General features: G+C 56.0%; 24 protein-coding genes. 9 read left to right on the top strand and 15 right to left on the bottom strand.

What is annotated here, in order from left to right:
* Window positions 1-20: 20 nt before the first annotated feature.
* The 3 genes from FNY10_RS05515 to yciA all read left to right on the top strand — a co-directional run bounded on the left by FNY10_RS05515 (window position 21) and on the right by yciA (window position 2148).
* A complete protein-coding gene (locus FNY10_RS05515) occupies window positions 21-764 on the top strand; it encodes a YciC family protein (RefSeq protein ID WP_131049665.1) in 744 nt (247 codons plus the stop codon).
* 51 nt (window positions 765-815) lie between these two features.
* On the top strand, window positions 816-1355 hold the full coding sequence (locus tag FNY10_RS05510; RefSeq protein ID WP_004860967.1) for a septation protein A: 540 nt from the start codon (window positions 816-818) through the stop codon (window positions 1353-1355).
* A gap of 394 nt (window positions 1356-1749) precedes the next feature.
* Window positions 1750-2148 carry an acyl-CoA thioester hydrolase YciA gene (gene yciA, locus FNY10_RS05505; RefSeq protein WP_131049666.1) on the top strand — a complete coding sequence of 133 codons (399 nt, stop codon included), beginning with the start codon at window positions 1750-1752 and terminating at the stop codon, window positions 2146-2148.
* 27 nt (window positions 2149-2175) lie between these two features.
* Here yciA and FNY10_RS05500 read toward each other — a convergent pair whose 3' ends face one another.
* Window positions 2176-2712, bottom strand: coding sequence for a YniB family protein (locus FNY10_RS05500; RefSeq protein WP_100686091.1), 537 nt, complete (start codon window positions 2710-2712; stop codon window positions 2176-2178).
* A 133-nt stretch (window positions 2713-2845) separates the two neighbouring features.
* On the opposite strand from FNY10_RS05500, the gene hxpB reads away from it, so the two are divergent.
* The 4 genes from hxpB to FNY10_RS05480 all read left to right on the top strand — a co-directional run bounded on the left by hxpB (window position 2846) and on the right by FNY10_RS05480 (window position 6622).
* Window positions 2846-3529, top strand: coding sequence for a hexitol phosphatase HxpB (hxpB, locus tag FNY10_RS05495; RefSeq protein WP_131049668.1), 684 nt, complete (start codon window positions 2846-2848; stop codon window positions 3527-3529).
* Between the two features lie 126 nt (window positions 3530-3655).
* A complete protein-coding gene (gene kduD / locus FNY10_RS05490; protein WP_160703714.1) occupies window positions 3656-4417 on the top strand; it encodes a 2-dehydro-3-deoxy-D-gluconate 5-dehydrogenase KduD in 762 nt (253 codons plus the stop codon).
* Between the two features lie 91 nt (window positions 4418-4508).
* Window positions 4509-5099: a metal-dependent hydrolase gene (locus FNY10_RS05485; protein WP_100686089.1), complete on the top strand. Its 591-nt coding sequence runs from the start codon at window positions 4509-4511 to the stop codon at window positions 5097-5099.
* Window positions 5100-5230: 131 nt separating this feature from the next.
* On the top strand, window positions 5231-6622 hold the full coding sequence (locus tag FNY10_RS05480; protein WP_100686088.1) for an L-cystine transporter: 1392 nt from the start codon (window positions 5231-5233) through the stop codon (window positions 6620-6622).
* 123 nt (window positions 6623-6745) lie between these two features.
* Here the strand turns inward: FNY10_RS05480 and cedA are convergent, their stop codons facing one another.
* The 8 genes from cedA to osmE form a co-directional block, all read right to left on the bottom strand.
* On the bottom strand, window positions 6746-6985 hold the full coding sequence (gene cedA / locus FNY10_RS05475; protein ID WP_202395396.1) for a cell division activator CedA: 240 nt from the start codon (window positions 6983-6985) through the stop codon (window positions 6746-6748).
* Window positions 6986-7146: 161 nt separating this feature from the next.
* Complete coding sequence (chbG, locus tag FNY10_RS05470) at window positions 7147-7905, bottom strand: chitin disaccharide deacetylase (RefSeq protein ID WP_160703716.1); 759 nt, start codon at window positions 7903-7905, stop codon at window positions 7147-7149.
* 11 nt (window positions 7906-7916) lie between these two features.
* A complete protein-coding gene (locus FNY10_RS05465; RefSeq protein ID WP_160703718.1) occupies window positions 7917-9263 on the bottom strand; it encodes a 6-phospho-beta-glucosidase in 1347 nt (448 codons plus the stop codon).
* A gap of 102 nt (window positions 9264-9365) precedes the next feature.
* Window positions 9366-10190 (bottom strand): transcriptional regulator ChbR, encoded by an 825-nt coding sequence (chbR, locus tag FNY10_RS05460; protein WP_100686084.1) that lies wholly within the window; start codon window positions 10188-10190, stop codon window positions 9366-9368.
* 27 nt (window positions 10191-10217) lie between these two features.
* Window positions 10218-10565, bottom strand: a complete 348-nt coding sequence (gene chbA, locus FNY10_RS05455; RefSeq protein WP_100686083.1) for a PTS N,N'-diacetylchitobiose transporter subunit IIA — start codon at window positions 10563-10565, stop codon at window positions 10218-10220.
* Window positions 10566-10617: 52 nt separating this feature from the next.
* Entirely contained in the window at window positions 10618-11976 is a 1359-nt protein-coding gene (gene chbC, locus FNY10_RS05450; protein WP_100686082.1) for a PTS N,N'-diacetylchitobiose transporter subunit IIC, read from the bottom strand.
* Window positions 11977-12145: 169 nt separating this feature from the next.
* Entirely contained in the window at window positions 12146-12466 is a 321-nt protein-coding gene (gene chbB / locus FNY10_RS05445; RefSeq protein WP_100686081.1) for a PTS N,N'-diacetylchitobiose transporter subunit IIB, read from the bottom strand.
* Between the two features lie 282 nt (window positions 12467-12748).
* Window positions 12749-13087 (bottom strand): osmotically-inducible lipoprotein OsmE, encoded by a 339-nt coding sequence (gene osmE, locus FNY10_RS05440; protein WP_131049672.1) that lies wholly within the window; start codon window positions 13085-13087, stop codon window positions 12749-12751.
* Window positions 13088-13316: 229 nt separating this feature from the next.
* On the opposite strand from osmE, the gene nadE reads away from it, so the two are divergent.
* Both nadE and cho read left to right on the top strand, forming a co-directional pair.
* Entirely contained in the window at window positions 13317-14144 is an 828-nt protein-coding gene (nadE, locus tag FNY10_RS05435) for an ammonia-dependent NAD(+) synthetase (protein ID WP_141964841.1), read from the top strand.
* A 113-nt stretch (window positions 14145-14257) separates the two neighbouring features.
* Window positions 14258-15160: an excinuclease Cho gene (cho, locus tag FNY10_RS05430; RefSeq protein WP_160703720.1), complete on the top strand. Its 903-nt coding sequence runs from the start codon at window positions 14258-14260 to the stop codon at window positions 15158-15160.
* 46 nt (window positions 15161-15206) lie between these two features.
* Here the strand turns inward: cho and spy are convergent, their stop codons facing one another.
* The 6 genes from spy to FNY10_RS05400 all read right to left on the bottom strand — a co-directional run bounded on the left by spy (window position 15207) and on the right by FNY10_RS05400 (window position 22102).
* Window positions 15207-15689, bottom strand: coding sequence for an ATP-independent periplasmic protein-refolding chaperone Spy (spy, locus tag FNY10_RS05425; protein ID WP_100686077.1), 483 nt, complete (start codon window positions 15687-15689; stop codon window positions 15207-15209).
* Between the two features lie 360 nt (window positions 15690-16049).
* Complete coding sequence (gene astE / locus FNY10_RS05420) at window positions 16050-17018, bottom strand: succinylglutamate desuccinylase (protein ID WP_160703722.1); 969 nt, start codon at window positions 17016-17018, stop codon at window positions 16050-16052.
* Between the two features lie 26 nt (window positions 17019-17044).
* The gene (astB, locus tag FNY10_RS05415; protein WP_160703724.1) at window positions 17045-18379 is read right to left on the bottom strand and encodes an N-succinylarginine dihydrolase; all 1335 of its coding nucleotides are present in this window, start codon (window positions 18377-18379) and stop codon (window positions 17045-17047) included.
* On the bottom strand, window positions 18376-19854 hold the full coding sequence (astD, locus tag FNY10_RS05410) for a succinylglutamate-semialdehyde dehydrogenase (protein ID WP_160703726.1): 1479 nt from the start codon (window positions 19852-19854) through the stop codon (window positions 18376-18378). Before astD ends, astB begins: the two co-directional genes overlap by 4 nt.
* On the bottom strand, window positions 19851-20885 hold the full coding sequence (gene astA / locus FNY10_RS05405; RefSeq protein ID WP_100686073.1) for an arginine N-succinyltransferase: 1035 nt from the start codon (window positions 20883-20885) through the stop codon (window positions 19851-19853). The genes astD and astA overlap by 4 nt, the downstream gene beginning before the upstream one ends.
* Complete coding sequence (locus FNY10_RS05400; protein ID WP_131049679.1) at window positions 20882-22102, bottom strand: aspartate aminotransferase family protein; 1221 nt, start codon at window positions 22100-22102, stop codon at window positions 20882-20884. Before FNY10_RS05400 ends, astA begins: the two co-directional genes overlap by 4 nt.
* Window positions 22103-22188 lie beyond the last annotated feature (86 nt).

Genomic DNA, 22188 nt, shown 5'->3' with positions numbered 1-22188 from the left:
GCAATACTCAAGGAGAGTGCATGTCTATCACGGCGAAGACCGTCTACCGTGACACGGGAAATTTTTTTCGTAATCAGTTTGTCACCATTTTACTGATTGCGTTGTTATGCGCGTTCATTACGGTAGTCCTTGGCCACGCTTTTTCACCCAGTGAAGAGCAGCTCTCGATTCTGAGCGAAGGGGATAATCTGGCGGGGAGCGTCGGGCTGTTTGAGCTGGTACAAAACATGACGCCAGAGCAACAGCAGATCCTGCTGCGCGCCTCGGCCGCATCGACCTTCTCCGGTCTGGTGGGTAATGCCATTCTTGCCGGCGGCGTGCTGCTGCTGATTCAACTGGTCTCCGCCGGACAGCGGGTCAGCGCGCTGCGCGCTATCGGGGCTTCTGCGCCGGTACTGCCGAAGCTGCTGCTGCTGATCCTGTTCACCACCTTTGTGGTGCAGATGGGGATCATGCTGGTGCTGGTGCCGGGCGTACTGCTGGCTATCGTGCTGGCTTTCGCCCCTGTCATGCTGGTGCAGGATAAGCTGGGGATTTTTAGCGCTATGCGCAGCAGTATGCGTCTGGCGTGGGCCAATATGCGTCTGGTCGCCCCGGCGGTGATGGGCTGGCTGCTGGCGAAAACACTGCTGCTGCTGTTTGCATCCAGCTTCGCGGTACTGACGCCGAACGTCGGCGCGGTGGTTATCAATACGATCAGCAATCTGATATCTGCGCTGTTGCTGATCTATTTGTTCCGCCTGTATATGCTTATCCGCAACTAAATTAACCTGGGCCGGGATTCTCCGGCCCTATCTGAACGACGGGTCCGATGTATGAAGCAGTTTCTGGATTTTTTACCGCTGGTAGTCTTTTTCGCCTTCTACAAGCTCTACGATATTTATGCCGCAACCACCGCGCTGATTATCGCCACCGCTATCGTGCTGATCTATACCTGGGTACGCTATCGTAAAGTCGAAAAGATGGCGCTGATTACCTTTGTGCTGGTTGCCGTATTTGGCGGCCTGACCATTTTCTTCCATAACGATGAGTTTATAAAATGGAAGGTCACGGTGATCTACGCTCTGTTCGCCGGCGCCTTGCTGTTCAGCCAATGGGTGATGAAAAAACCATTGATTCAACGCATGCTCGGAAAAGAGCTGACCCTGCCACAGCAGGTCTGGTCACGTCTGAACCTTGCCTGGGCGCTGTTTTTTATTCTCTGCGGTCTGGCCAATATCTACATCGCATTCTGGTTGCCACAGAATATCTGGGTCAACTTCAAGGTCTTCGGCCTGACGGCGCTGACGCTGGTCTTCACCCTGTTGAGCGGCGTATATATCTATCGCCATATGCCGCAGGATGATAACCACTAATTGCGAAGCCGGGGGTAGCGCTTCTGCCCCCGCCCTTCTTGCGTTGCCTGTTCCCCTCTCATCGCCTGCTTCTCGTTTTCGGCGTTGGCCGCGCTTTCTCTTGAGAATCGCCTGTCTGCCTCTTCGCCGATACAGCACATCTGCTGAGCGGCCTACGCACCTCTCAGGCCGTTTATTGGCGGGCTACCGGTATCAGCAGCCTGTTCGTTAAGCAAATTTATCGCGAAAACGCGCGCGCTTCGCTCTGTCACAATCCCGGCGCGCCAGTAGCGCCAGCGTTATCCTCTGCTTCTGAATCCCCACATCCGCAGCCGCGGGCGTATTCCCCTGTTTTCACCCCGCCGTTTTCATAGTAGCATCGCGCTGATCCTCTTTGACCAGCACAGAGTACAGAATGACAACATCAGATCTCACCCCAAAGGGTGAAATGGTTTTACGCACCCTGGCAATGCCAGCGGACACCAACGCCAATGGCGATATTTTTGGCGGCTGGTTGATGTCGCAGATGGATATCGGCGGCGCGATTATGGCCAAAGAGATTGCGCAAGGCCGTGTGGTAACCGTGCGCGTTGACGGCATGACCTTTCTACGGCCGGTCGCCGTGGGTGACGTGGTGTGCTGCTACGCGCGCTGCGTGAAACGCGGTAACACCTCGATCACCATCAACATCGAAGTCTGGGTGAAAAAAGTGTCGTCTGAGCCGATTGGCCAACGTTACAAAGCCACGGAAGCGCTGTTTATCTACGTGGCGGTCGACAATCAGGGTAAGCCGCGCGCGATACCCGGCGAGTAACAAAGCGCCCGGCGTGCCGGGCCATTTTTACAGGAATCCGAGCAGCGAGAAGAAGACATAGCCGAGGACAATCATGACAACTGGCAGGATGTACAGTGGAAAGTACTGCACCAGAATCGTATGACGAGGCACCACGATACGCTCCGCAATTTGCTCGCGCGTGAGCCCTTCCGCTCCTTTCGCCTGCTCAAGAATCAGCTGATCTTCCACCCCTTCACGCAGGAACTTCGCCTGGCGGCTCATGCGCGCGCCTGACGCCTGCAGCGCCATGCCGACAAACACCAGAATATAGATAATCCAGAAGCCAATATTCAGGCTGTGTTTAAAATCCGGCAGCGGCGAGTTGTACCAGAAAAAGTTAAGGAATGGCGTATTAAAACGCATCATTTCAATCATGACGTGTGCAAAATCCATCAGTACCGCATCAATGCCCGGTTTTTTTTCACTGTGTTCGTACATAAACTTCAGTACCGAAATCAGCGTTGAAATCACCGCGGGGATAAAAATCACCCACCCTAAAATACGTTTAAGCACTGCAATGCGTCCAGCTTGTTGATACGTCATGGATTCCCCTTGTTTAAGACGCTTTCATCACCGTCTAAGTCTACCCTCAGCGGCGAATTTCGCCCAATAATGCGCGGTATGATATACCATGAGGACAAATTCGTTATCTACTTGCGCTACAGGAGAAGGACTTATGTCAGCCAGGCGACAAATTCATGCCGCTATTTTCGATATGGATGGATTACTGATTGATTCCGAGCCGCTATGGGATCAGGCGGAGCTGGAGGTCATTGAAAGCCTCGGAGTCGATATCAGCCGCCGCGATGAGCTGCCCGATATGCTGGGATTGCGCATCGATTTGGTGGTGGACCTGTGGTTTGCCCAGCAGCCGTGGCAAGGCCCGGCTCGTGACGAAGTCACCGCCCGCATTATCAGCCGCGCGATTGAGCTGGTTGAAGCCTCCCGCCCTCTGTTACCCGGCGTACGCGAAGCCGTTGCCCTGTGTAAAGCGCAGGGGCTGAAGGTTGGCCTGGCGTCGGCCTCGCCGCTGCGGATGCTGGAAAAGGTCCTCACCATGTTTGAACTGCGCGAACAATTTGACGCCCTCTCCTCTGCCGAATCGCTGCCGTACAGCAAACCCCATCCTCAGGTCTATCTCAACTGCGCCGCCAGCCTGGGCGTGGACCCGATGGCCTGCGTCGCGCTGGAAGATTCGGTCAACGGTATGATCGCCAGTAAGGCCGCCCGCATGCGCTCTGTCGTCGTTCCGGCCGAGGAAAATCACCACGATCCGCGTTTTGTACTGGCAGACGTTAAGCTCACGACGCTGGAATCCCTCACCGCCAGCGGACTTTGCGGCCCCCTTTCCGGCCAGTGATCGGCGCGGTTGCCCGATTATAAAAAATAAAACACCGTTTTATTTTTTATTGTTTTTCCGTTCTGCACCCCCTATGCTTGAAAAAACGGCGTGGTTACGCGCATAAATCAGCATACAGAGGTGCATATGGTACTTAACGCCTTCGACCTGACGGGTAAGGTCGCCATCGTGACGGGATGTGACACCGGTCTGGGCCAGGGAATGACGCTGGCCCTTGCCCAGGCCGGCTGCGATATCGTCGGCGTCAATCGTAAGATCCCACATCAAACGGCCGAACAGGTGCTGGCGCTGGGACGGCGATTTACCGCCATCCAGGCAGACCTCAGCCATCAGGATGCTATCGCCGACATCGTCGCGAAAGCCGTCTCCGCCATGGGACGGGTAGATATTCTGGTGAATAACGCCGGTACCATACGCCGCGCCGATGCGCTTACCTTTAGCGAAAAAGAGTGGGACGACGTCCTCAATCTCAACCTCAAGTCGGTATTCTTTTTATCGCAGGCGGTCGCCAGACAGTTCATTGAGCAGGGCAGCGGCGGAAAAATCATTAACATCGCCTCTATGCTCTCGTTTCAGGGCGGGATTCGCGTCCCCTCGTATACGGCATCAAAGAGCGGCGTGCTCGGGTTAACCCGCCTGATGGCCAACGAATGGGCCGGACAGAATATTAACGTCAACGCCATCGCTCCCGGCTATATGGCCACCGAGAATACCCGGCAACTGCGCGATGATGCCGATCGCAGCAAAGAGATCCTCGACCGTATCCCGGCCGGACGCTGGGGCGTTGCGGGTGATTTACAGGGTCCGGTGGTATTCCTGGCGTCGCAGGCCGCGGATTACGTCAATGGCTATACGCTGGCGGTTGATGGCGGCTGGCTGGCGCGTTGATAATTTTGTGACAAAGAGTTACACCGTCACCTCTTTCGCGCACTGTATAAAAACCCTATACTGTATGAATTGACAGTTTAGGGTTTTTATCATGACGGCGGAAGGCCATCTCCTCTTTTCTATCGCCTGTGCGGTATTTGCGAAAAATGCGGAATTAACCCCCGTACTGGCACAGGGTGACTGGTGGCATATTGTTCCCTCAGCGGTACTGACCTGCCTGCTGCCGGATATCGATCATCCCAGGTCATTTCTCGGGCAGCGGCTAAGCTGGATATCGAAGCCCGTCGCCCGCGCCTTTGGTCACCGCGGGTTCACCCATAGTCTGCTGGCGGTTTTTGGCGCTATCACGCTGTTTTATTTGAAAGTGCCGGAAAGCTGGTTCGTGCCCGCCGACGCCGTGCAGGGGCTGGTGCTTGGCTATCTCAGCCATATTCTTGCCGATATGCTCACCCCGGCGGGCGTGCCGCTGCTGTGGCCCTGCCGCTGGCGCTTCCGCCTGCCGATCCTCGCGCCGCGTAAAGGTAACCAGCTGGAGCGAGCGCTCTGTATGGCGCTGTTCGTTTACGCCGTCTGGATGCCGCAAACTTTCGCTGAAAACAGCGCGGTGCGCTGGTCTTCGGGGATGATTAATTCACTGCAGATAACCTTTAATCGTTTTATTAGTCACCAGACCGGACGATAAACAAACGAAACAGTCAAAATAGTTATAACCCATTCCATTTGAATATAAGTAATGAATTCCTCTTCTGCTAACCTTGCGCCATTAGAGCTGGTAACAGACCGGCCAGATAAAAACCTATCAGGAGAACGGGGATGAATTTTCCATTAATAGCGAACGTTATCGTGTTCGCGGTTTTGCTGTTTGCGCTGGGGCAAACCCGCCACAAACAGTGGAGCCTCGCCAAAAAAGTACTGCTCGGCCTCGTCATTGGCGTGGTGTTCGGCCTGGCGCTGCAGTTGATTTATGGCTCCGACAGCCCGGTGCTGAAAGACTCCATTCAATGGTTCAATATCGTCGGCAATGGCTATGTCCAGTTGCTGCAGATGATCGTCATGCCGCTGGTTTTCGCATCTATTCTCAGCGCTGTCGCCCGTCTGCATAATGCCTCGCAGCTGGGGAAAATCAGTTTCCTGAGCATCGGTACCCTGCTGTTTACCACGCTGATTGCGGCGCTGGTCGGCGTGCTGGTGACCAACCTGTTTGGTCTGACCGCCGAAGGGCTGGTGCAGGGCAGCGCGGAAACCGCACGTCTGAATGCGATTCAGAGCAACTATGTCGGTAAAGTCGCCGATCTCAGCGTACCGCAGCTGATTCTCTCTTTTGTACCGAAGAATCCGTTTGCCGACCTGACCGGCGCGAACCCGACCTCGATCATCAGCATCGTTATCTTCTCCGCCTTCCTCGGCGTCGCGGCGCTGAAGCTGCTGAAAGATGACGTTGAGAAGGGCCAACGCGTCCTGACTGCCATCGATACCCTGCAAAGCTGGGTGATGAAGCTGGTGCGCCTGGTCATGCAGTTAACGCCGTACGGCGTGCTGGCGCTGATGACCAAAGTGGTGGCCGGTTCCAATCTGCAGGACATCATCAAGCTCGGCAGCTTCGTGGTTGCCTCCTACATTGGCCTCGGCATTATGTTTGTGGTTCACGGTCTGCTGCTGGCGATTAACGGCGTGAGCCCGCTGAAATACTTCCGCAAGGTGTGGCCGGTCCTGACGTTCGCCTTCACCAGTCGCTCCAGCGCCGCGTCGATTCCGCTGAATGTCGAAGCGCAAACCCGTCGTCTGGGCGTACCGGAATCAATTGCCAGCTTCTCCGCCTCCTTTGGCGCCACCATCGGTCAGAACGGTTGTGCGGGTCTCTACCCGGCGATGCTGGCCGTGATGGTGGCACCGACTGTCGGCATCAACCCGTTTGATCCGCTGTGGATAGCCACGCTGGTCGGCATCGTCACCGTCAGCTCCGCAGGGGTTGCAGGTGTCGGCGGCGGCGCAACGTTCGCGGCGCTGATCGTCCTGCCGGCCATGGGCCTGCCGGTGACCCTGGTGGCCCTGCTTATTTCCGTCGAACCGCTGATCGATATGGGTCGTACGGCATTGAACGTCAGCGGTTCAATGACCGCCGGTACCCTGACCAGCCAATGGCTGCGCCAGACCGATAAAACGATTCTCGACAGCGAAGACGACGCCGAACTGGCGCATCGCTAATCGCCCTCCCGGCAAGGTATCGCCGACGCCGTGGCCAGACTGACGACAGCATAACCTCAGGCTGGCAGGCATAAAAAAACCGCAGAGCCCACCGCTCTGCGGTTTTTTATTTTTAAGCCGTATTCAGGAGGCGATTTCGCCTTCCTGTCGCGTTTGTATGGCCCAGCGCTGCGCCGACTCCGGTACGCTAAACGCCGGCGAACGGCGGAAATGCTCTCCCATCAGCACAAAGGCAACATACTTGCCGCGCAACAGCCACACATCGCGAAAACCGTCCATTTTGACGGCGTGTTCCGGCGGGGCGGGTTCCACCCGAGGCACGTAGCTAATGACAGGGCGATTTTGTTGGCGAAGTGTTTTCATAACCGATAGATTCACTAAACAAAGCGGGAGACAGAAGGGTTATCATAGCCGATTGCATCCCCTTTCGTCGCCCCTTACGTGTCTCTTCGCATACGGATGTGAAGTCTGGCAGGAACCGGTAAAATAGCGGGGAAGATGAGGTCTTCCCCTGCGCTTTGATATCAAACGTCGCGGTAGGTGCCTAAACGGTACCCACGCTCGGCCACCGCGTACTTCAGTGATGCCGAGGTCAGGACATCCAGCTCCGCCAGTCGCGGGTAGCAATAGGCGCTGCCCATGAGGGTGTTATCCACAAACGCCGGGTGGCACATCACCTCCAGCGATGATTCTCCCCGCTGGATAGAGGCGTCCAGGGTGTGTAAAAACAGCGCCTCCGAGATGGCCTCGCCGTAGAACTCGCTGGTAAAACCGTCGCTGCTGCGCGCGGTATCCTGCGCCAGTTTGTCACGTTGAGCGAGCTGACGATCAATACGCAGCGCCACCCCCTTCTCGCGGGCAAATGCGGCGACAATGGGATAAATCCCGGCGATCATATGCACGTGGTGATGGCTGTCGATATGCGTCGGTTCGCAGCCAAACAGCGCAATAAACCGGTGATACTGGCACTCCAGCTCATGGGCGATTTCATCCAGCGGCAGGCTATCTTCTTCCGCCATTTGCCAGATCCACTTCCCCAGTCGCCCGTCGCGGGTCAGACCCGGCATCGCCGATAAAGGCTCGCCCAGGGTCAGGACAAAATGCATCCCGACCCCCAGCTCCGGCACGCTGCGGCTCAGCTGGGCCGCATGACTAATCGCCGCCCCGTTAACCAGCGCCGTTGTCGAGGTGACCAGGCCATTTTTACAGGCTTCAATAATGCCGTAGTTCTGGCCTTTACTCAGGCCAAAATCGTCGGCATTAACGATTAACACGCGTTCCATCAGCCCTCCCGTTACTGTTTCAGTTGCTCGATTGTCGCGGCAAAGTTTGGCAGCCACTTTTCGTGCGCGAGGATCATTTCACGCGCCAGCTGCTCGGCATCGCGGTCAGAGTGAATCAACGTGCTCAAATTAAGCGCCAGCAGTACGTCGTTCAGCTCGCCGCTGATCGCGGCCTGGCTGGCCGCCACTTCAAAGCCTTTGATGGTATAAATCAGCCCCAGCACCTTCTCATCGAAATGGGTGATGCGCGGCGTCGGCGTCGCCCCTTCACTGCCGAGCGTGCAGGTCATCTCCACCGCCCAGTCCGCCGGAATATTATCAATGTGGCCATGATGCGGGATGTTTACGTAGTGCTCGGCCTGCTTGTCATTGTAGATAGCATTGATCACTTCACAGGCCGCATCGGAGTAATAGGCGCCGCCGCGCTGCTCCAGCTCTTTTGGTTTGACCTTCAGATCCGGGTTTTTATACAGCTCGAACAGCTGTTTTTCGACCTTCTGCACCACCTGGGCTCGCGCGCCGCCTTTGTAATACTCACCCATTTCGATGGCCAGCATCTCTTTAGGTTTAAAGTAGTAGAGCAGATAGGAGCACGGAATCAGGCGCAGCGAGCGGATCAGCCCTTCGCTGAACGGTAAGTCGAAAATGTTTTTCACCGAGTTGGCGCTCAGGGTACCGGAAGCAACGCCATCGAGCAGTTCATCGAAGCGCGATTTGCCATTCACCAGCACATCGCGAACGAACACCAGGTGATTGAGACCAAACAGGTCGATATGCAGTTCATCTTCCGGGCTCAACTGCAGCACATCGGTGATAAACATTTTCATGCCGATCGGAATATTACACACGCCGATAAAGCGCTTAAAGTTGGTGTGGCGATACACCGCCTCGGTGACCATCCCCGCCGGGTTGGTAAAGTTGATGATCCAGGCATCCGGGCAGATCTCCTGTACATCCTTCACGATATCAAAAATCACCGGAATGGTACGCAGACCTTTAAACAGGCCACCAGCACCGTTAGTCTCCTGCCCGAGGTAGCCGTGGCTGAGCGGAATGCGCTCATCTTTTTCACGCGCCTTCAGCTGGCCAACCCGCAGTTGCGTGGTGACGAAATGCGCCCCTTCCAGCGCGGCGCGACGATCCAGCGTTTTGTAAACCTGCATCGGAACGCCCGCTTTTTCCACCATACGCTGGCACAGCGCATGGATAATATCGAGTTTCTCCCGTCCTTCTTCGACATCAACCAGCCATAATTCCGTTACCGGCAGTTCGTGATAGCGTTTGATAAACCCTTCCAGTAACTCCGGGGTATAACTGCTGCCGCCGCCGATAGTGACAATTTTTAGTTTCTGGCTCATTATATTCTCCCTTGTGGCACTACGAATTGACCGTAGTCCGCCCTCCGCATAGAAACGGAAAGTTAAATTGAATATGTCCTGACGCGGAATAACCCGCTCCGGTTAATTAATGCTGGTCAGCTGTTTTCGGTAATTGCTTGGCGTAAATGAGGTCAGCTTCTTGAATGTTTTAATAAACAGACTTGGGCTACTGTACCCCGACTCGTAAGCAATATCGGTTACCGAGTAGTTGGTGATTTCCAGCTGCTTCTTGGCGAAATTGATGCGAATATCATTAATAATCTGCATCGGCGTTTTACCATAATAGCGTTGGGTTGCCCGGGTTAAATATTCCTGTGTTTTCCCGGAGAGGGCGACCATATTTTCCAGCGCGCCTTCGCCAAATTTCAGCTTATCGTGCATATCTTCGACGGTATTTTTCAGCCATTGCGGAATGACATCCTGCGCTGGCTCCTCGCGATAATGCCGTAAACGGTTAATGGTATAAAACGAGACCAGTTCAATAAATTCGTCAAACTCAGTTTCGCGAAAGTTCAGCGAAGCGATAACCGACTCGATGTAGCTGAGAAAGGTGCTTTTTACCGCGTAGACCTGCGAAGCAACCAGACCAAACGGCAGCAGCGGCAGATAGTGTTTCTCAAAGAAACTTTTGCTGATACCGACGTTAAGAATGCGAGTCGCGCCAAAAGCATAAAAACTCTGGTGGTGCGACCCCATCGGGATAAAGACGAAATCCCCGCGCTCCAGCAATACCCGCTTGCCATTGATTTCCTGATAATAGCGCCCGGTTAAAACGATGGTGTACTCGTAATAATCATGCTGGTGAAGCCCGCTTACGCTTTCCGTTTTGTTGTAGATAACCACATGAAAATTTTTCCCGTTGAAAAGCTGCTGTTCCCGCGCGGTACTGATTTCAGTGGTGATCATCTTTGGCTGCCTCATCGTGTAGATGGCCTATTGTACCTTCTCATGCAGCTCAATCAATTCGGCGACCAGCTCACGCGCCAGCATGGAGGTCATCAAATGATCCTGCGCATGGACCAGTACCAGACTGACCTTCATTTTGCCTTCGCCTTCATCGCTTTCAATGAGCTGCGTCTGCACGCGATGCGCTTCACTCAGCGCCATTCGCGACTGTTCCATCATATTTTTGGCGGCGGCGAAATCCCCTTGCTTGGCCTGCTTAAGTGCAGCATAGGCCAGGCTACGGGCCTGTCCGGAGTTGATAATCAGCCCCATCACCACCTCTTCGAGATCGTTCTCAGGTACGTCAACCGCTTCGATATTATCCAGATCAAACATACTATTTCCTCATTTCTCAGGCGGTACGGGAAAGCTCCCGTACCGCTCGACATCAGAATTTCAGCGCGTTAGCGATATCTTCTTCGCTTTCCTGCTCTTCAATAACCGCCTGTGCCTTGTTGGAGACCGCGACGAACGGCAGGTAAACCAGCACCGACACCCCGAGGTTGAACAGCGCCACGCAAAGTGCGGCGATACTCCCGTTACTGTTGAAGAACGCCCCGAGGCCGGTAGGCATGGTCCACGGCGCCAGGTTAGTCACCGGCGGGATAATCCCCATCGAGTAGGCAACAAGCGTAATCGCGGCCAGAATCGGCTGAATCAGGACAAACGGGATGAACATTACCGGGTTCATGATAATCGGCAGACCAAACAGAATCGGCTCGTTAATCTGGAAGATGCCTGACGGCAGCGCCAGTTTCGCCACCTGACGGTGATCTGCGCGGCGTGAGCCGATGAAGATAGCGATAATCAGACCGAGTGTGGCCCCGGAGCCCCCCAGCAGGATGTAAGAGTCCAGCATCGGCTTGGCCCAGAAGTGGAACTCTTTGCCCGCAGCGATGGCCGCCTCAACGGAACCGTACTGGTTGTACAGCGCGATGTTTTCCAGCGCCCACGGGGTCATGATGCCGTTGTCCAGCGCGGTCAGCGCCAGAGACCCGTGTACGCCGAAGAACCACAGCAGGGAGTTAAAGATAACGTAGGCCCAGCCCACCACGCTGCCCATCGACGCCAGCGGTCTGGAGATGGAGTCCATGATGATCTGGTGGAAGTTGCTGCCATGGTTGGCCAGCAGCCAGGAGATAATGCCGAACACGGAGAGGATCAGGAAGCCCGGAATCAGCGCCGAGAATGAGCGTGATACCGAGGCCGGAACGCTGTCCGGCAAGGTAATAACCCAGTTGCGGCGGATAACAAAGGTGAACATTTCCGCCACCAGCAGGCCAATGATCATACCCGAGATAATGTTTGCCCCACCCAGCCAGTTCGCGCCGACCGCATAGGCCTCGCCCACGCTGTACGGCGTGACGGTCATAAAGGCGGCGACCGATAGCAGCCCCGCGGCCAGCGGATCGACTTTACGCTCTTCAGCCAGCGCCATACCGATAAAGAACGGCGCCATCAACGACATAATTCCTAACGTCCCGTTATAAACGTTGCCGCCGATGGCCTTAAAGCCATTTAACGTTTCAATGGTGGAAGCATCCAGGCGAATCCCCATTGAATAGAAGAAAGAACCCTCACCAAAACTCAGAAAAACGTTGTTGATTAATACGAACATAGCCCCGGCGAGGGTCAACGGCATTAATTTAATAAAGCCGTTTTTAATCGCATTAATGTGCGGTTGCTTTCCTATTTTCACTGCGAAAGGAAGGAGTACCTTTTCAAGCGAATCAATCACTTTACTCATAGCAAATACCCTTAAAAGCCGTAATCGAATCATTACGGCATAGATGTATGAAATTACTCTTTGACGGGAAAATAAACTCTCACCTTGCGCTATTCCGGCAAATAAGATAGTGCCTTAGCGCACTATTGATTCAGCGAAAACCGAAAAGATATTGAGTTTTAAAATTAAATTAATGTGCAGCAGCTTTCTTAATGGCCGCAACGGCCGCTTTCAGTACACCTAAACCATCGACTTTGCCATACAGTACAGAGTCGATAACTTCCACCGGCTTATTTGGTAACAGCCGCTGAATTTCAGGAAGCATATACGCGATTTGTGGGCCTAATAATACGACATCGGCTTCAGGGCCCTTTTCTCCCGCAAGTGTCTCAGGATAAGCCTCGATGATGACCGGCACTTCATATTTTTCCGCCTGCGCACGCATTTTAGAGACCAGCAGTGAAGTTGACATTCCAGCCGAGCAAAACAAATAGATGTGTTTCTTTTCCATGAGCGCTTCCTCAATGTGTAAAACCTGGCGGCCTCAGTACCATTTTCTGTCTGAAGGCCGGGTAAGACAGGTCATCATTCAATTAGTATTGTTTATGCATTGAGTATACGGCATCGTTCGGATGCCTGGATAATTCCTGGTTAATCAAAATTGTCTCTCATTGACCTCGCGTTTTGACTACCTTCACATTTCCCCCAAATAATTCGCGCAATTAAATAAGCATTAGCGGTCATAAAAAAACCCGACCAGTGGTCGGGCTTTCGTAGATCCCAGCATGTTGCACTACTTGCTGTTACGCGGGTCGGTATCGTACTCCGCACAGGTCTGGTAGCCGGAGTTCATCACGCGGCCGGTATCGTCGAGGGCAACAAAGTAGGTTTCAATTTTACCATCCCGTTGACCGAGGATATAGGTCTGACAGGTTCCGCGGGCATGGATCATGGTAACCTCAGAAGACGGTTTACCCGCAATCTGTAAGACCTGCGAGCGGGTCATACCTTTTTTGACATCTTTGACGACCGGTTGCGTGAACTGATCGGCGGTACGATCGTAAGCCGTACAACCTGCCAGCATGGTCAAAACGGCTGCTGCGCCCAGAAATCCAGTTAAATTGTTGTTCATATTCCGTCCTCTTTTATTCTGCGTGTTAATAAGCCTGGAATAAATAGCGTTATTTTTCAAGCCGAAGGTACAAAAGGGGCAAATTTAAGCTCTTTCTAATAAAAAAAACCTATGTCGTTGATTGCTTTCTTTTACGCCACTCAATTCTGTGATCCTTGTCGTTTTCCCGGCAAAGAGGTAGCTTTAACCCTTACTGGCAGCCAAACAGATTCACTTTCCGGAGGGCGCGATGACGCTACAACAAGAAATTATTCAGGCGCTGGGCGCAAAGCCCCAGATCGATGCTGAGGGTGAAATTCGCCGCAGCGTGGACTTTTTGAAGTCGTACTTGCAGACCTACCCTTTTATTAAGTCACTGGTTCTGGGAATCAGCGGCGGCCAGGATTCAACCCTGACAGGCAAACTTTGTCAGCAGGCCATCACTGAACTGCGGGCCGAAACCGGCGATGAAAAGCTGCAGTTTATTGCCGTACGCCTGCCTTATGGCGTCCAGGCGGATGAGCAGGATTGCCAGGATGCGATCGCCTTCATCCAGCCGGATCGGGTGCTGACGGTAAATATTAAAGGCGCCGTCCTGGCCAGCGAGCAGGCCTTGCGGGAGGCCGGTATTGAGCTTAGCGACTTTGTTCGCGGCAATGAGAAAGCTCGCGAACGCATGAAAGCGCAGTACAGCATTGCCGGGATGACCCACGGTGTGGTGGTAGGCACTGACCATGCGGCTGAGGCGATTACCGGCTTCTTTACCAAGTACGGAGACGGCGGCACGGATATCAACCCTATCTTCCGTCTCAATAAGCGCCAGGGCAAGCAGCTGCTGGCGCTGCTGGGCTGCCCGGAGCATCTGTATAAGAAGCTGCCGACCGCCGACCTGGAAGACGACCGCCCCTCTCTGCCGGATGAAGTTGCGCTGGGGGTGACCTACGACAATATCGATGACTATCTGGAAGGCAAAACGCTGGATGCGGGCATCGCCAGAATTATTGAAGGCTGGTATCTGAAAACCGAGCATAAGCGCCGGACGCCGATCACCGTTTTCGACGACTTCTGGAAAAAATAACGCGCGCCCTGCATTTCGCTGACCCCGGCCACCGCCGGGGTTATTTTTTGTACTTTTCGCTGCCTGAACGCCCTGCTATACTGGACAAATAACCAGCATCAGGAGCCCGTGTAGTGAGAAGGCAATCTGCCCCGCGTCTGGAATTCGAGGCGGCGGCTATCTATGAATATCCCGAACATCTGCGTCCATGGGTGGAGGCGCTGCCTACTCTGCCGGGCGTTTATCTGTTTCACGGTGAGAGCGAGACGCTCCCGCTGTATATCGGTAAGAGCGTGAATCTCCGCAGTCGGGTGCTGTCGCACCTGCGTACGCCCGAAGAGGCGGCCATGCTGCGCCAGGCGCGAAGCATCAGTTGGCAGCGTACCGCGGGAGAGCTGGGTGCGCTGCTGCTGGAGGCGCAGTTGATTAAAGAACGCCAGCCGCTGTTTAATAAGCGCCTGCGGCGTAATAAGCAGCTCTGCTCGTTGCGGCTGGAAGGGGCTCGCCCGCAGGTGGTGTACGCCCGCGAGGTTGATTTCTCCCACCAGAATCATCTGTACGGCCTGTTCGCCAACCGGCGGGCAGCGCTGCAGGCGCTGCAAACCCTCGCAGACGAACAGCATCTTTGTTACGGGCTGCTGGGACTGGAGACGCTCACTGCGGGCCGCGCCTGTTTCCGGCACGCGCTGGGACGCTGCGCCGGCGCCTGCTGCGGCCAGGAAACTCTTGCCGCGCATCATGAAAGACTTCGCGCCCGGATGGCGCAGATGCAGCTGGTGTGCTGGCCGTGGCCTGGGGCCATCGCGCTGGAAGAGAAAGGTCCAGACCTCACCCACTATCACGTCATTCATAACTGGCTGTGGCTGGGAGCGGTCGAGACGCTGGAGCAGGCAGAGTCCTTAACGCGCCAGTCGGCCAGTTTCGATCATGACGGCTACAAAATTCTCTGTAAACCGCTGCTGAGTGGCTGCTTTACGCTGCATCCGCTCTCCCCCCCGTTAGGGCAAAAAAAACCGCCGGTCCTGCCCAATGCCTGACGGCGTATGTTGGGCAAGACCGGCGGTCTTCATTCAAAGCGCTGAGTTATTCAGCTGATGCGGGCATTTTACCTTCTGCCGCGTTGCGTTCTGTCAGATGCTTCTCAAAATTCGCATTGAACTGTTTTTTCTGTTCCGGCGTCAGAATGTTGTAAATCTTGTTCTGGGTTTCCATACGGGAAAGCGCCATCGCTTTGTGCTGCGCCTCCATTTTATCGATCTGCGCTTCCGCTTTCGCTTTATCGAAGGTATCGCTGGCGATAAGCTCATGCATCGCGCGGCGTTCATCCAGCGACGGGCGTTTCATATTTTCACGCTGGTCCTTCATGATGTCGCGAATCTGCTGTTTTTGCGCATCGGTCAGATTCAGCCCTTTAAACATCATTTCATGCTGGCCGCCATGCATACCCTTATGGTGCATCATCGGTTTGCTATCGGTCTGAACGGCGGTGGTATCGGCAGCGTGAGCCAGGTTAGCCGCACCCAGAGCCAGTGTAGAGGCAACAAACAGAGCAGTCATCTTCTTCATATCTGGTCCTTACTTTAAGTTATTTTTACGGCGTGTTGCCGTGTTGACGAGATAAACTTTACGACGTTTATCGTCAATTAGTCAGAGCAAGAGTAAAACAATGAAAGTGTAAAAAACATTTTCTCACCAATTGTGGAGAAAATAAGGAAATTAAGGAGGGAATTGCAACAGAAAATAAATAACTTACTGTTTTTAGATGGTTTTTATGGATTATAAAGCAGCAAAGATTAAAAACAAAGCATTTATCCAGGAATAATCCGCAATCAGACTCCAGCGCACGAAAAAATAAGATTGCGCGAAAAAGTCACCATCCGAAATTAAACAGCCGCCCGGATGAGCGGCAAAATATTCGGCCCGAGGCTACGGTAAACGCTCCAGCATCAACCCAGCCCGTAGCCCCCGCGCCACGGACGGATTAGGGAACAGAACAAACTCCTGCGCTTTTTCTACCACATAGCGAATATCGCCATCTTCGGCAAGCAGGGTTCCGCCGGGAAAGGCGGTAAAATTGAGCGTCCGATCCGACATAAACAGATGAAATTTATCACTATGGCGGGTAATTTGCTGCACCACCCGATAGCGCAGCGGCGCCGGCTCGGCGTCAACAACCGTCATGTCGCCCACCAGCAAACGCATTAGCGCCCGTTGGGTGACGCTAAATTGCGCCAGATCGTTAGCGCCAAACGGTAACGCCTTCCCGAGTTCCAGGGTACAGGAGAGCGCGGCAAAACGTTCACAGCTGAAATGGGTGAATGTCCCCGCCGGCTGCTGATGGAAGACCAGCGCCTCCAGCCCGGCGCCGCCCAGCCAACGCAAAAAATCCTCATCCCACGGAGCTTCACGCGCCGGCAGCACGCCAAAGCGCGTATGCAGCGACCCGCGAATCGCGGTATGTAAATCAAGGTGCCAGCGGCCGCCCGTTCCGCCAGCATAAAACCGCGTCAACACCTGCTCCAGCTGACGCGCTCTGGCCGTTTCGTCGCTGACGGGAAAACCCTGCCAGCGCCCGCCAAACATCCGGTTCATGTCGCAGTCCAGGTAGCGCTTATTTTGCCGCAGCGCGGGCGGATTGCCGAAGATAACCAGCATCCGCCAGTGCAGCGGCAGCTCACCGCTAAACAGCTGCTGTAGCAGCTGATGGGTCATCTCCACCGGCGCGGTTTCATTGCCGTGGATACCCGCGGACAGAACCAGCGACCGCTCGCAGCGCGCATGCGGCGTCAGTTGCAACACCCCGCAATCCAGCCAGTGCCAGCGAAAATGCGCCGTTTCGCCATGAAAATGGTGGGGCAAACGCCCCGCCAGAGTTAATGCCAGAAAGTCGTCCACGACGCCTCCTTGAAACGAAAACGAAGTCACAGCGCCTGCTGAAACGGATAAACGGAACCCAGCTGCAGGATTTGCGTCAGCCGATCGAGCGCCTCGCGACCTTCGACAAGCAGCTGTGGATCCGCCAGATCCGCCTGGGTGAGACGATCGCGATAGTAGCGATCGACCCAGTCATTGAGGGTCACAAACAGCGCCTCGTTCATCAATACCGCCGGATTCACCGCCCGCAGTTCCTCCTCCGTCAACACTACTCGCAGGCGCAAACAGGCCGGCCCCCCGCCGTTGGCCATACTTTCGCGCAGATCGTAAACCTGCAGTTCATCAATCGGGTTGTCAGCGTCCAGCAGCGTGTTCAGGTAACGCCAGACCCCAGCATGTTCCTGCGCCTCCTGGGGAAGAATCAGCCGCATCGTGCCATCGGGTTTACTCAATAGCTGACTGTTGAACAGATAGGTCGCTACCGCCTCTTCTACCGTCACCGCGCGGGTCGGTACAATAACGGGCGTAAACCCGGCCACCTGCCCGGCAAGCTCGCGCATCAACTGAGGCTGATCGACGAACGCCTGTTCATGGCAAAACAGCACCTGGCGATTACTCACCGCAATCACATCGTTGTGAAATACCCCTTTATCAATCACCGCCGGATTCTGCCGGGCAAAAATAACCTGCCGCGGATTCACCTGATTCAGGCGCGCAACCGCCTGACTGGCTTCCAGCGTCTGTCGTGCCGGGTAGCGCAGCGGGCTTTCGCCCTCGCCGCCCTGCTGGCGACCGTAGACAAAAAGCTGCACGCCCGGCGCGCCATACTCGCCGCCGAGGCGGTTATGGTTCGCCGCCCCTTCATCGCCAAACAACGCCACCTGCGGCAAAGGGGGATGGATGGCAAAGCGCTGCTCATCAGGGAAGATAGCGCGCAGCAACGCTTCGGTCGTTGGTGCTTCACTGGCGCGGTGGAATTTATCGTTAAGATTGGCCACCGTCAGGTGAACCCGGCCATCCAGCGAATCGGCCGAGGGCGAAACCGTCGCCGCGTTGGCCACCCACATTGACGAAGCCGAGCTCACCGCCGACAGCAGATCCGGCGCCTGGCGCGCCGCCTTCTCGATGACCTGCGGGTCGCTGCCGCTGAATCCGAGCCGGCGCAGCAGAGGAACATTCGGCCGTTCCTGTGGCGGGATGACGGCCTGGGGATAGCCCGCGTCCGCCAGCGCCTTCATCTTTTTCAGCCCCTGCTTCGCCGCCAGCTGCGGGTTAGATACCCGATAGCGATGTCGTGTCGACGCCTCATTGCCAAAGGAGAGCCCGGCGTAGTGATGGGTCAGACCGGGAAGTCCGTCAAAATTTACCTCAAAAGCTTTCATCGGGCGGCTCCTCGCAGGATGTCGAGACCGGGACTGAGGGTCGCCGGTAGCGTCAGTTCCGGCGTTTCGAGACTTGCCATCGGCCACGCACAATAATCGGCCGCGTACCATGCCCCCGGCCGGTGGTTACCGGAGGCCCCCACGCCGCCAAACGGCGCGGTGCTGGCGGCGCCGGTCAGCGGTTTGTTCCAGTTGACGATTCCGGCCCGCGCTTCCAGCAGCAGGCGGTCGAATTTCTCGCGCTCTGCGGAAATCAGCCCGCAGGAAAGACCAAACCGGGTGGCATTCGCGAGGGCGATCGCCTCGGCAAAATCGTCATAGCGCCAGACGCTGAGCAGCGGACCAAAAACTTCCTCGTCGGCCACTTCAGCCACCGCCGTCAGTTCGATAATTCCCGGCGTCAACAGCGAAGTACCAGCCCGCAACAGCCGCGGCTCCAGCAGCGTTTTTCCGCCCTTCGCAACCTGTCCCAGCCAGGCCTGGTGCACCTTTTGCGCCGCCTGGGCCGAGATAAGCCCGCCAAGGAACGGCTGCGGCGACGCATCCCAGGCGTCGGGCACCAGGGTTTGTGACACTGTCACCAGTCGTTCGAGAAACGCATCGCCTCTCTCGCCGCGCTTCACCAGCAGGCGACGAGCGCAGGTACAGCGCTGTCCGGCGGTAATAAAGGCCGATTGAATGGTCAGATGCACCGCCGCATCGATATCCTGCGGGTCGTCGACAATCAGCGGATTGTTGCCGCCCATCTCCAGCGCCAGAATCTTTTCCGGCTGGCCGGCGAGCTGGCGGTGCAGCTGAAACCCCGTCGCCGAGCTGCCGGTAAACAGCAGCCCGTCAATATCCGGCTGGGCGCTCAGCGCTTCGCCGGTTTCCCGTCCGCCCTGCAGTAAGTTCAGCACCCCCGGCGGCAGTCCCGCCTCGGCCCACAGTTTCACCACCGCCTCGCCGCTGTGCGGCGTCAGTTCGCTGGGCTTAAACACCAGCGTATTCCCCGCCAGCAGCGCCGGCACAATATGCCCGTTAGGCAGATGGCCGGGAAAATTGTACGGACCAAACACCGCCAGCACGCCATGCGGGCGATGGCGCAGCGTCGCCGAGCCATCGCCCATGACCGTTTGCGACTCACCGGTGCGGCTATGGTAGGCTTTCAGGGAAATAGCGATCTTGTTGATCATCGCGCTGATTTCGGTTACCGCTTCCCACTGCGGCTTACCGGTTTCTGCGGCAATGACCGCGGTTAGCTCGGTTTTGTTCGCTTCCAGCAGCGCGGCAAATTTTTCCACGATCGCCTGACGGACGCTGAACGGCTGCCTGGCCCATGTCGGGAAGGCCCGTCTCGCGGCACTGACCGCCAGCGCCACCTGCCCGGCGTCGGCGTCGTTGCCCTGCCAGAGCAGCGCCTGGCTGACCGGGTTGATTTTGCTGCGCGCCGGACCGTGTCCACTCTGCCACTCACCGTTGATCCATAAACTCATGATTTTTTCTCCTCCGGAATCAGACCAACCAGTCTCACCTGGTCGCCGACATGGCATTTCAGGGCATCCAGTTCGCGCGCGCTTAACAGCAGGCGATCGGTATGCGGATCGGCGTGCACCAGCAGCGCGCGAAATTGCAGATACTGCTCGTTGGCCACCAGGCATACCGGCCATTCCCCCGGCGCGGGCTGCCCTTCCGCCACGGTCACCAGCCGGCTTTTACGAATCGCCCGCACCCGGTCAATGTCGCACTCCAGCGTCGGCCCGCCGTCGAAAATGTCGATATAGTTGCGGTAGCGAAACCCTTCTTTCTCCAGCACCGCGCGCGCCGGCGCCGTTTGCGGATGAACTTCGCCGATCGCCGCGCGCGCCTCATCGGATAAAAAGTCGATATACAGCGGATGCTTCGGCATCAAGGCGGCAATAAAAGCTTTTTGCCCGGTCCCGCACAGGTAGTCGGCACGCGAGAACTCCATGGCGAAAAAGCGTTTGCCGAGGCTTTCCCAGAACGGCGAATAGCCATGTTCATCAATCACGCCGCGCATCTCCGCCACCACTTTTTCATTAAAGTGCTCGCGGAACGCGGCCATAAACAGGAAGCGCGATTTCGACAACAGATAGCCGTTGCCCTCTTTACGCCAGGCCGGATCGAGAAACAGCGTGCACAGCTCGCTGCTGCCGGTGTGATCGTTGCTGAGAAACAGCGTCGGCAGCGCGTTGTAGACATTCAGCTCTTTTGAGGCATGAACCTGTGTCCCCACGCGGTAGTTGTACCAGGGATCGTTCAACCCTACCGCGACTTCGATAGCGCAAATCCCCACCACCGCGCCGCTGCTGGTCTCTTCAAGGACAAAAACATAGCCCTGTTCGCTTTTTGGCAGCTCCCCGCGCCAGGTTTTCTGCGAACGTTCAATCCGCGCCGCCAGCGTCTTTTCATCGGCAGGCAGCGATGTCAGGCCGCCGCCGGTTTCACCGGCCAGGGTCACCAGACCGGCCAGATCTTCGGCGGCTACAGGACGAATCACCATCATGATGACGCTCCCGCGAGGAAGTGTTGGCAGGCCCGTTCAAAACGATCCAGCCCGGTTTTCACCTCTTCCTCACTCACAATGAGCGCTGGAGCGAAACGCACCACGTTCGCGCCGGCAATCAGAATCATCAGCCCCTCTTCCGCCGCCTGGGTACTGATGGCTTTCGCCTTTCCGGCCCAGGCATCATTGAGGACGCAGCCGATCAGCAGTCCCAGTCCACGGATCTCCTTGAACAGGCCGTAGCGCGCGTTAATGGCGTTCAGCCGCTCGGTAAACCACTGGTGGCGCTGCTTCACGCCGTTCAGTACCGCCGGCGTATTGACTATTGACAGCACTTCGCCGGCCACCGCGCTGGCCAGCGGGTTACCGCCGTAGGTGGTGCCGTGCGTCCCGACGGTCATGACGCTGGCGCAGTCTTGCGTTGCCAGCAGCGCGCCAATCGGGAAACCGCCGCCCAGCGCTTTCGCCGTCGACAGGACATCCGGCGTGACGCCATAGTGCATATAGGCATACAGCTCACCAGTACGGCCCACCCCGGTCTGGACTTCATCAAAAATCAACAGCGCATGATGGGCGTCGCACAACTCGCGCAGACCACGCAGGAAGGCCGCATCGGCTGGCACCACGCCCCCTTCGCCCTGCATCGGCTCAACAATCACCGCGCAGGTGTTGTCATCGATAAGCGCCCGCGCCGATTCGAGATCGTTATAAACCGCATGCTGGATCTGCGGCGGCAGCGGGGCAAAATCCTGAGAGTAGGCCGGCTGGCCGCCCGCAGAAACAGTAAACAAGGTGCGACCGTGGAAGGCATTTTTGAACGCGACGATGCCGCTTTTGTGGCTGCCGAAACGGTCGTGAGCATATTTGCGCGCCAGCTTCAGCGCCGCTTCGTTAGCCTCTGCGCCTGAGTTACAGAAGAAAACGCGGTCGGCAAAAGTCGCGTCGATCAGCTGTTTCGCCAGACGCAGGACCGGCTCATTGGTGTATCCGTTGCCGGTGTGCCAGAACTTTCCGGCTTGTTCCGTCAACGCCCGAATCAGCTGCGGATGAGCGTGTCCCAGGGCATTCACCGCAATGCCGCCGGCAAAATCGATATACTCTTTCCCCTGCTGATCCCACAGGCGTGAACCTTCACCGCGTACCGGAATAAAAGCCGCTGGCGCGTAGACCGGCATCATCCATTCATCAAAATTGTTACGCGTAATTGACTGAGACATATCGACCTCTTCCGGTAAATAAAAAGTATGAATAATGTTAAAAATTGTAGGTTGTCACGCTGTAAATGTAGATTGCACACATCGTG

This window comes from Klebsiella sp. Lac1, assembly GCF_009825425.1.
In the GTDB taxonomy this organism is placed as follows: Bacteria; Pseudomonadota; Gammaproteobacteria; order Enterobacterales; family Enterobacteriaceae; genus Klebsiella; species Klebsiella electrica.
Note: the sequence above shows the minus strand (reverse complement) of the source record. Positions and strands in the feature narration are given on the sequence as shown.

Coding starts and splice junctions, on each gene's coding strand:
- FNY10_RS05515 (WP_131049665.1), top strand. CDS start 21: ATGTCTATCACGGCGAAGACCGTCTACCGTGACACGGGAAATTTTTTT.
- FNY10_RS05510 (WP_004860967.1), top strand. CDS start 816: ATGAAGCAGTTTCTGGATTTTTTACCGCTGGTAGTCTTTTTCGCCTTC.
- yciA (WP_131049666.1), top strand. CDS start 1,750: ATGACAACATCAGATCTCACCCCAAAGGGTGAAATGGTTTTACGCACC.
- FNY10_RS05500 (WP_100686091.1), bottom strand. CDS start 2,712: ATGACGTATCAACAAGCTGGACGCATTGCAGTGCTTAAACGTATTTTA.
- hxpB (WP_131049668.1), top strand. CDS start 2,846: ATGTCAGCCAGGCGACAAATTCATGCCGCTATTTTCGATATGGATGGA.
- kduD (WP_160703714.1), top strand. CDS start 3,656: ATGGTACTTAACGCCTTCGACCTGACGGGTAAGGTCGCCATCGTGACG.
- FNY10_RS05485 (WP_100686089.1), top strand. CDS start 4,509: ATGACGGCGGAAGGCCATCTCCTCTTTTCTATCGCCTGTGCGGTATTT.
- FNY10_RS05480 (WP_100686088.1), top strand. CDS start 5,231: ATGAATTTTCCATTAATAGCGAACGTTATCGTGTTCGCGGTTTTGCTG.
- cedA (WP_202395396.1), bottom strand. CDS start 6,985: ATGAAAACACTTCGCCAACAAAATCGCCCTGTCATTAGCTACGTGCCT.
- chbG (WP_160703716.1), bottom strand. CDS start 7,905: ATGGAACGCGTGTTAATCGTTAATGCCGACGATTTTGGCCTGAGTAAA.
- FNY10_RS05465 (WP_160703718.1), bottom strand. CDS start 9,263: ATGAGCCAGAAACTAAAAATTGTCACTATCGGCGGCGGCAGCAGTTAT.
- chbR (WP_100686084.1), bottom strand. CDS start 10,190: ATGATCACCACTGAAATCAGTACCGCGCGGGAACAGCAGCTTTTCAAC.
- chbA (WP_100686083.1), bottom strand. CDS start 10,565: ATGTTTGATCTGGATAATATCGAAGCGGTTGACGTACCTGAGAACGAT.
- chbC (WP_100686082.1), bottom strand. CDS start 11,976: ATGAGTAAAGTGATTGATTCGCTTGAAAAGGTACTCCTTCCTTTCGCA.
- chbB (WP_100686081.1), bottom strand. CDS start 12,466: ATGGAAAAGAAACACATCTATTTGTTTTGCTCGGCTGGAATGTCAACT.
- osmE (WP_131049672.1), bottom strand. CDS start 13,087: ATGAACAACAATTTAACTGGATTTCTGGGCGCAGCAGCCGTTTTGACC.
- nadE (WP_141964841.1), top strand. CDS start 13,317: ATGACGCTACAACAAGAAATTATTCAGGCGCTGGGCGCAAAGCCCCAG.
- spy (WP_100686077.1), bottom strand. CDS start 15,689: ATGAAGAAGATGACTGCTCTGTTTGTTGCCTCTACACTGGCTCTGGGT.
- astB (WP_160703724.1), bottom strand. CDS start 18,379: ATGAAAGCTTTTGAGGTAAATTTTGACGGACTTCCCGGTCTGACCCAT.
- astD (WP_160703726.1), bottom strand. CDS start 19,854: ATGAGTTTATGGATCAACGGTGAGTGGCAGAGTGGACACGGTCCGGCG.
- astA (WP_100686073.1), bottom strand. CDS start 20,885: ATGATGGTGATTCGTCCTGTAGCCGCCGAAGATCTGGCCGGTCTGGTG.
- FNY10_RS05400 (WP_131049679.1), bottom strand. CDS start 22,102: ATGTCTCAGTCAATTACGCGTAACAATTTTGATGAATGGATGATGCCG.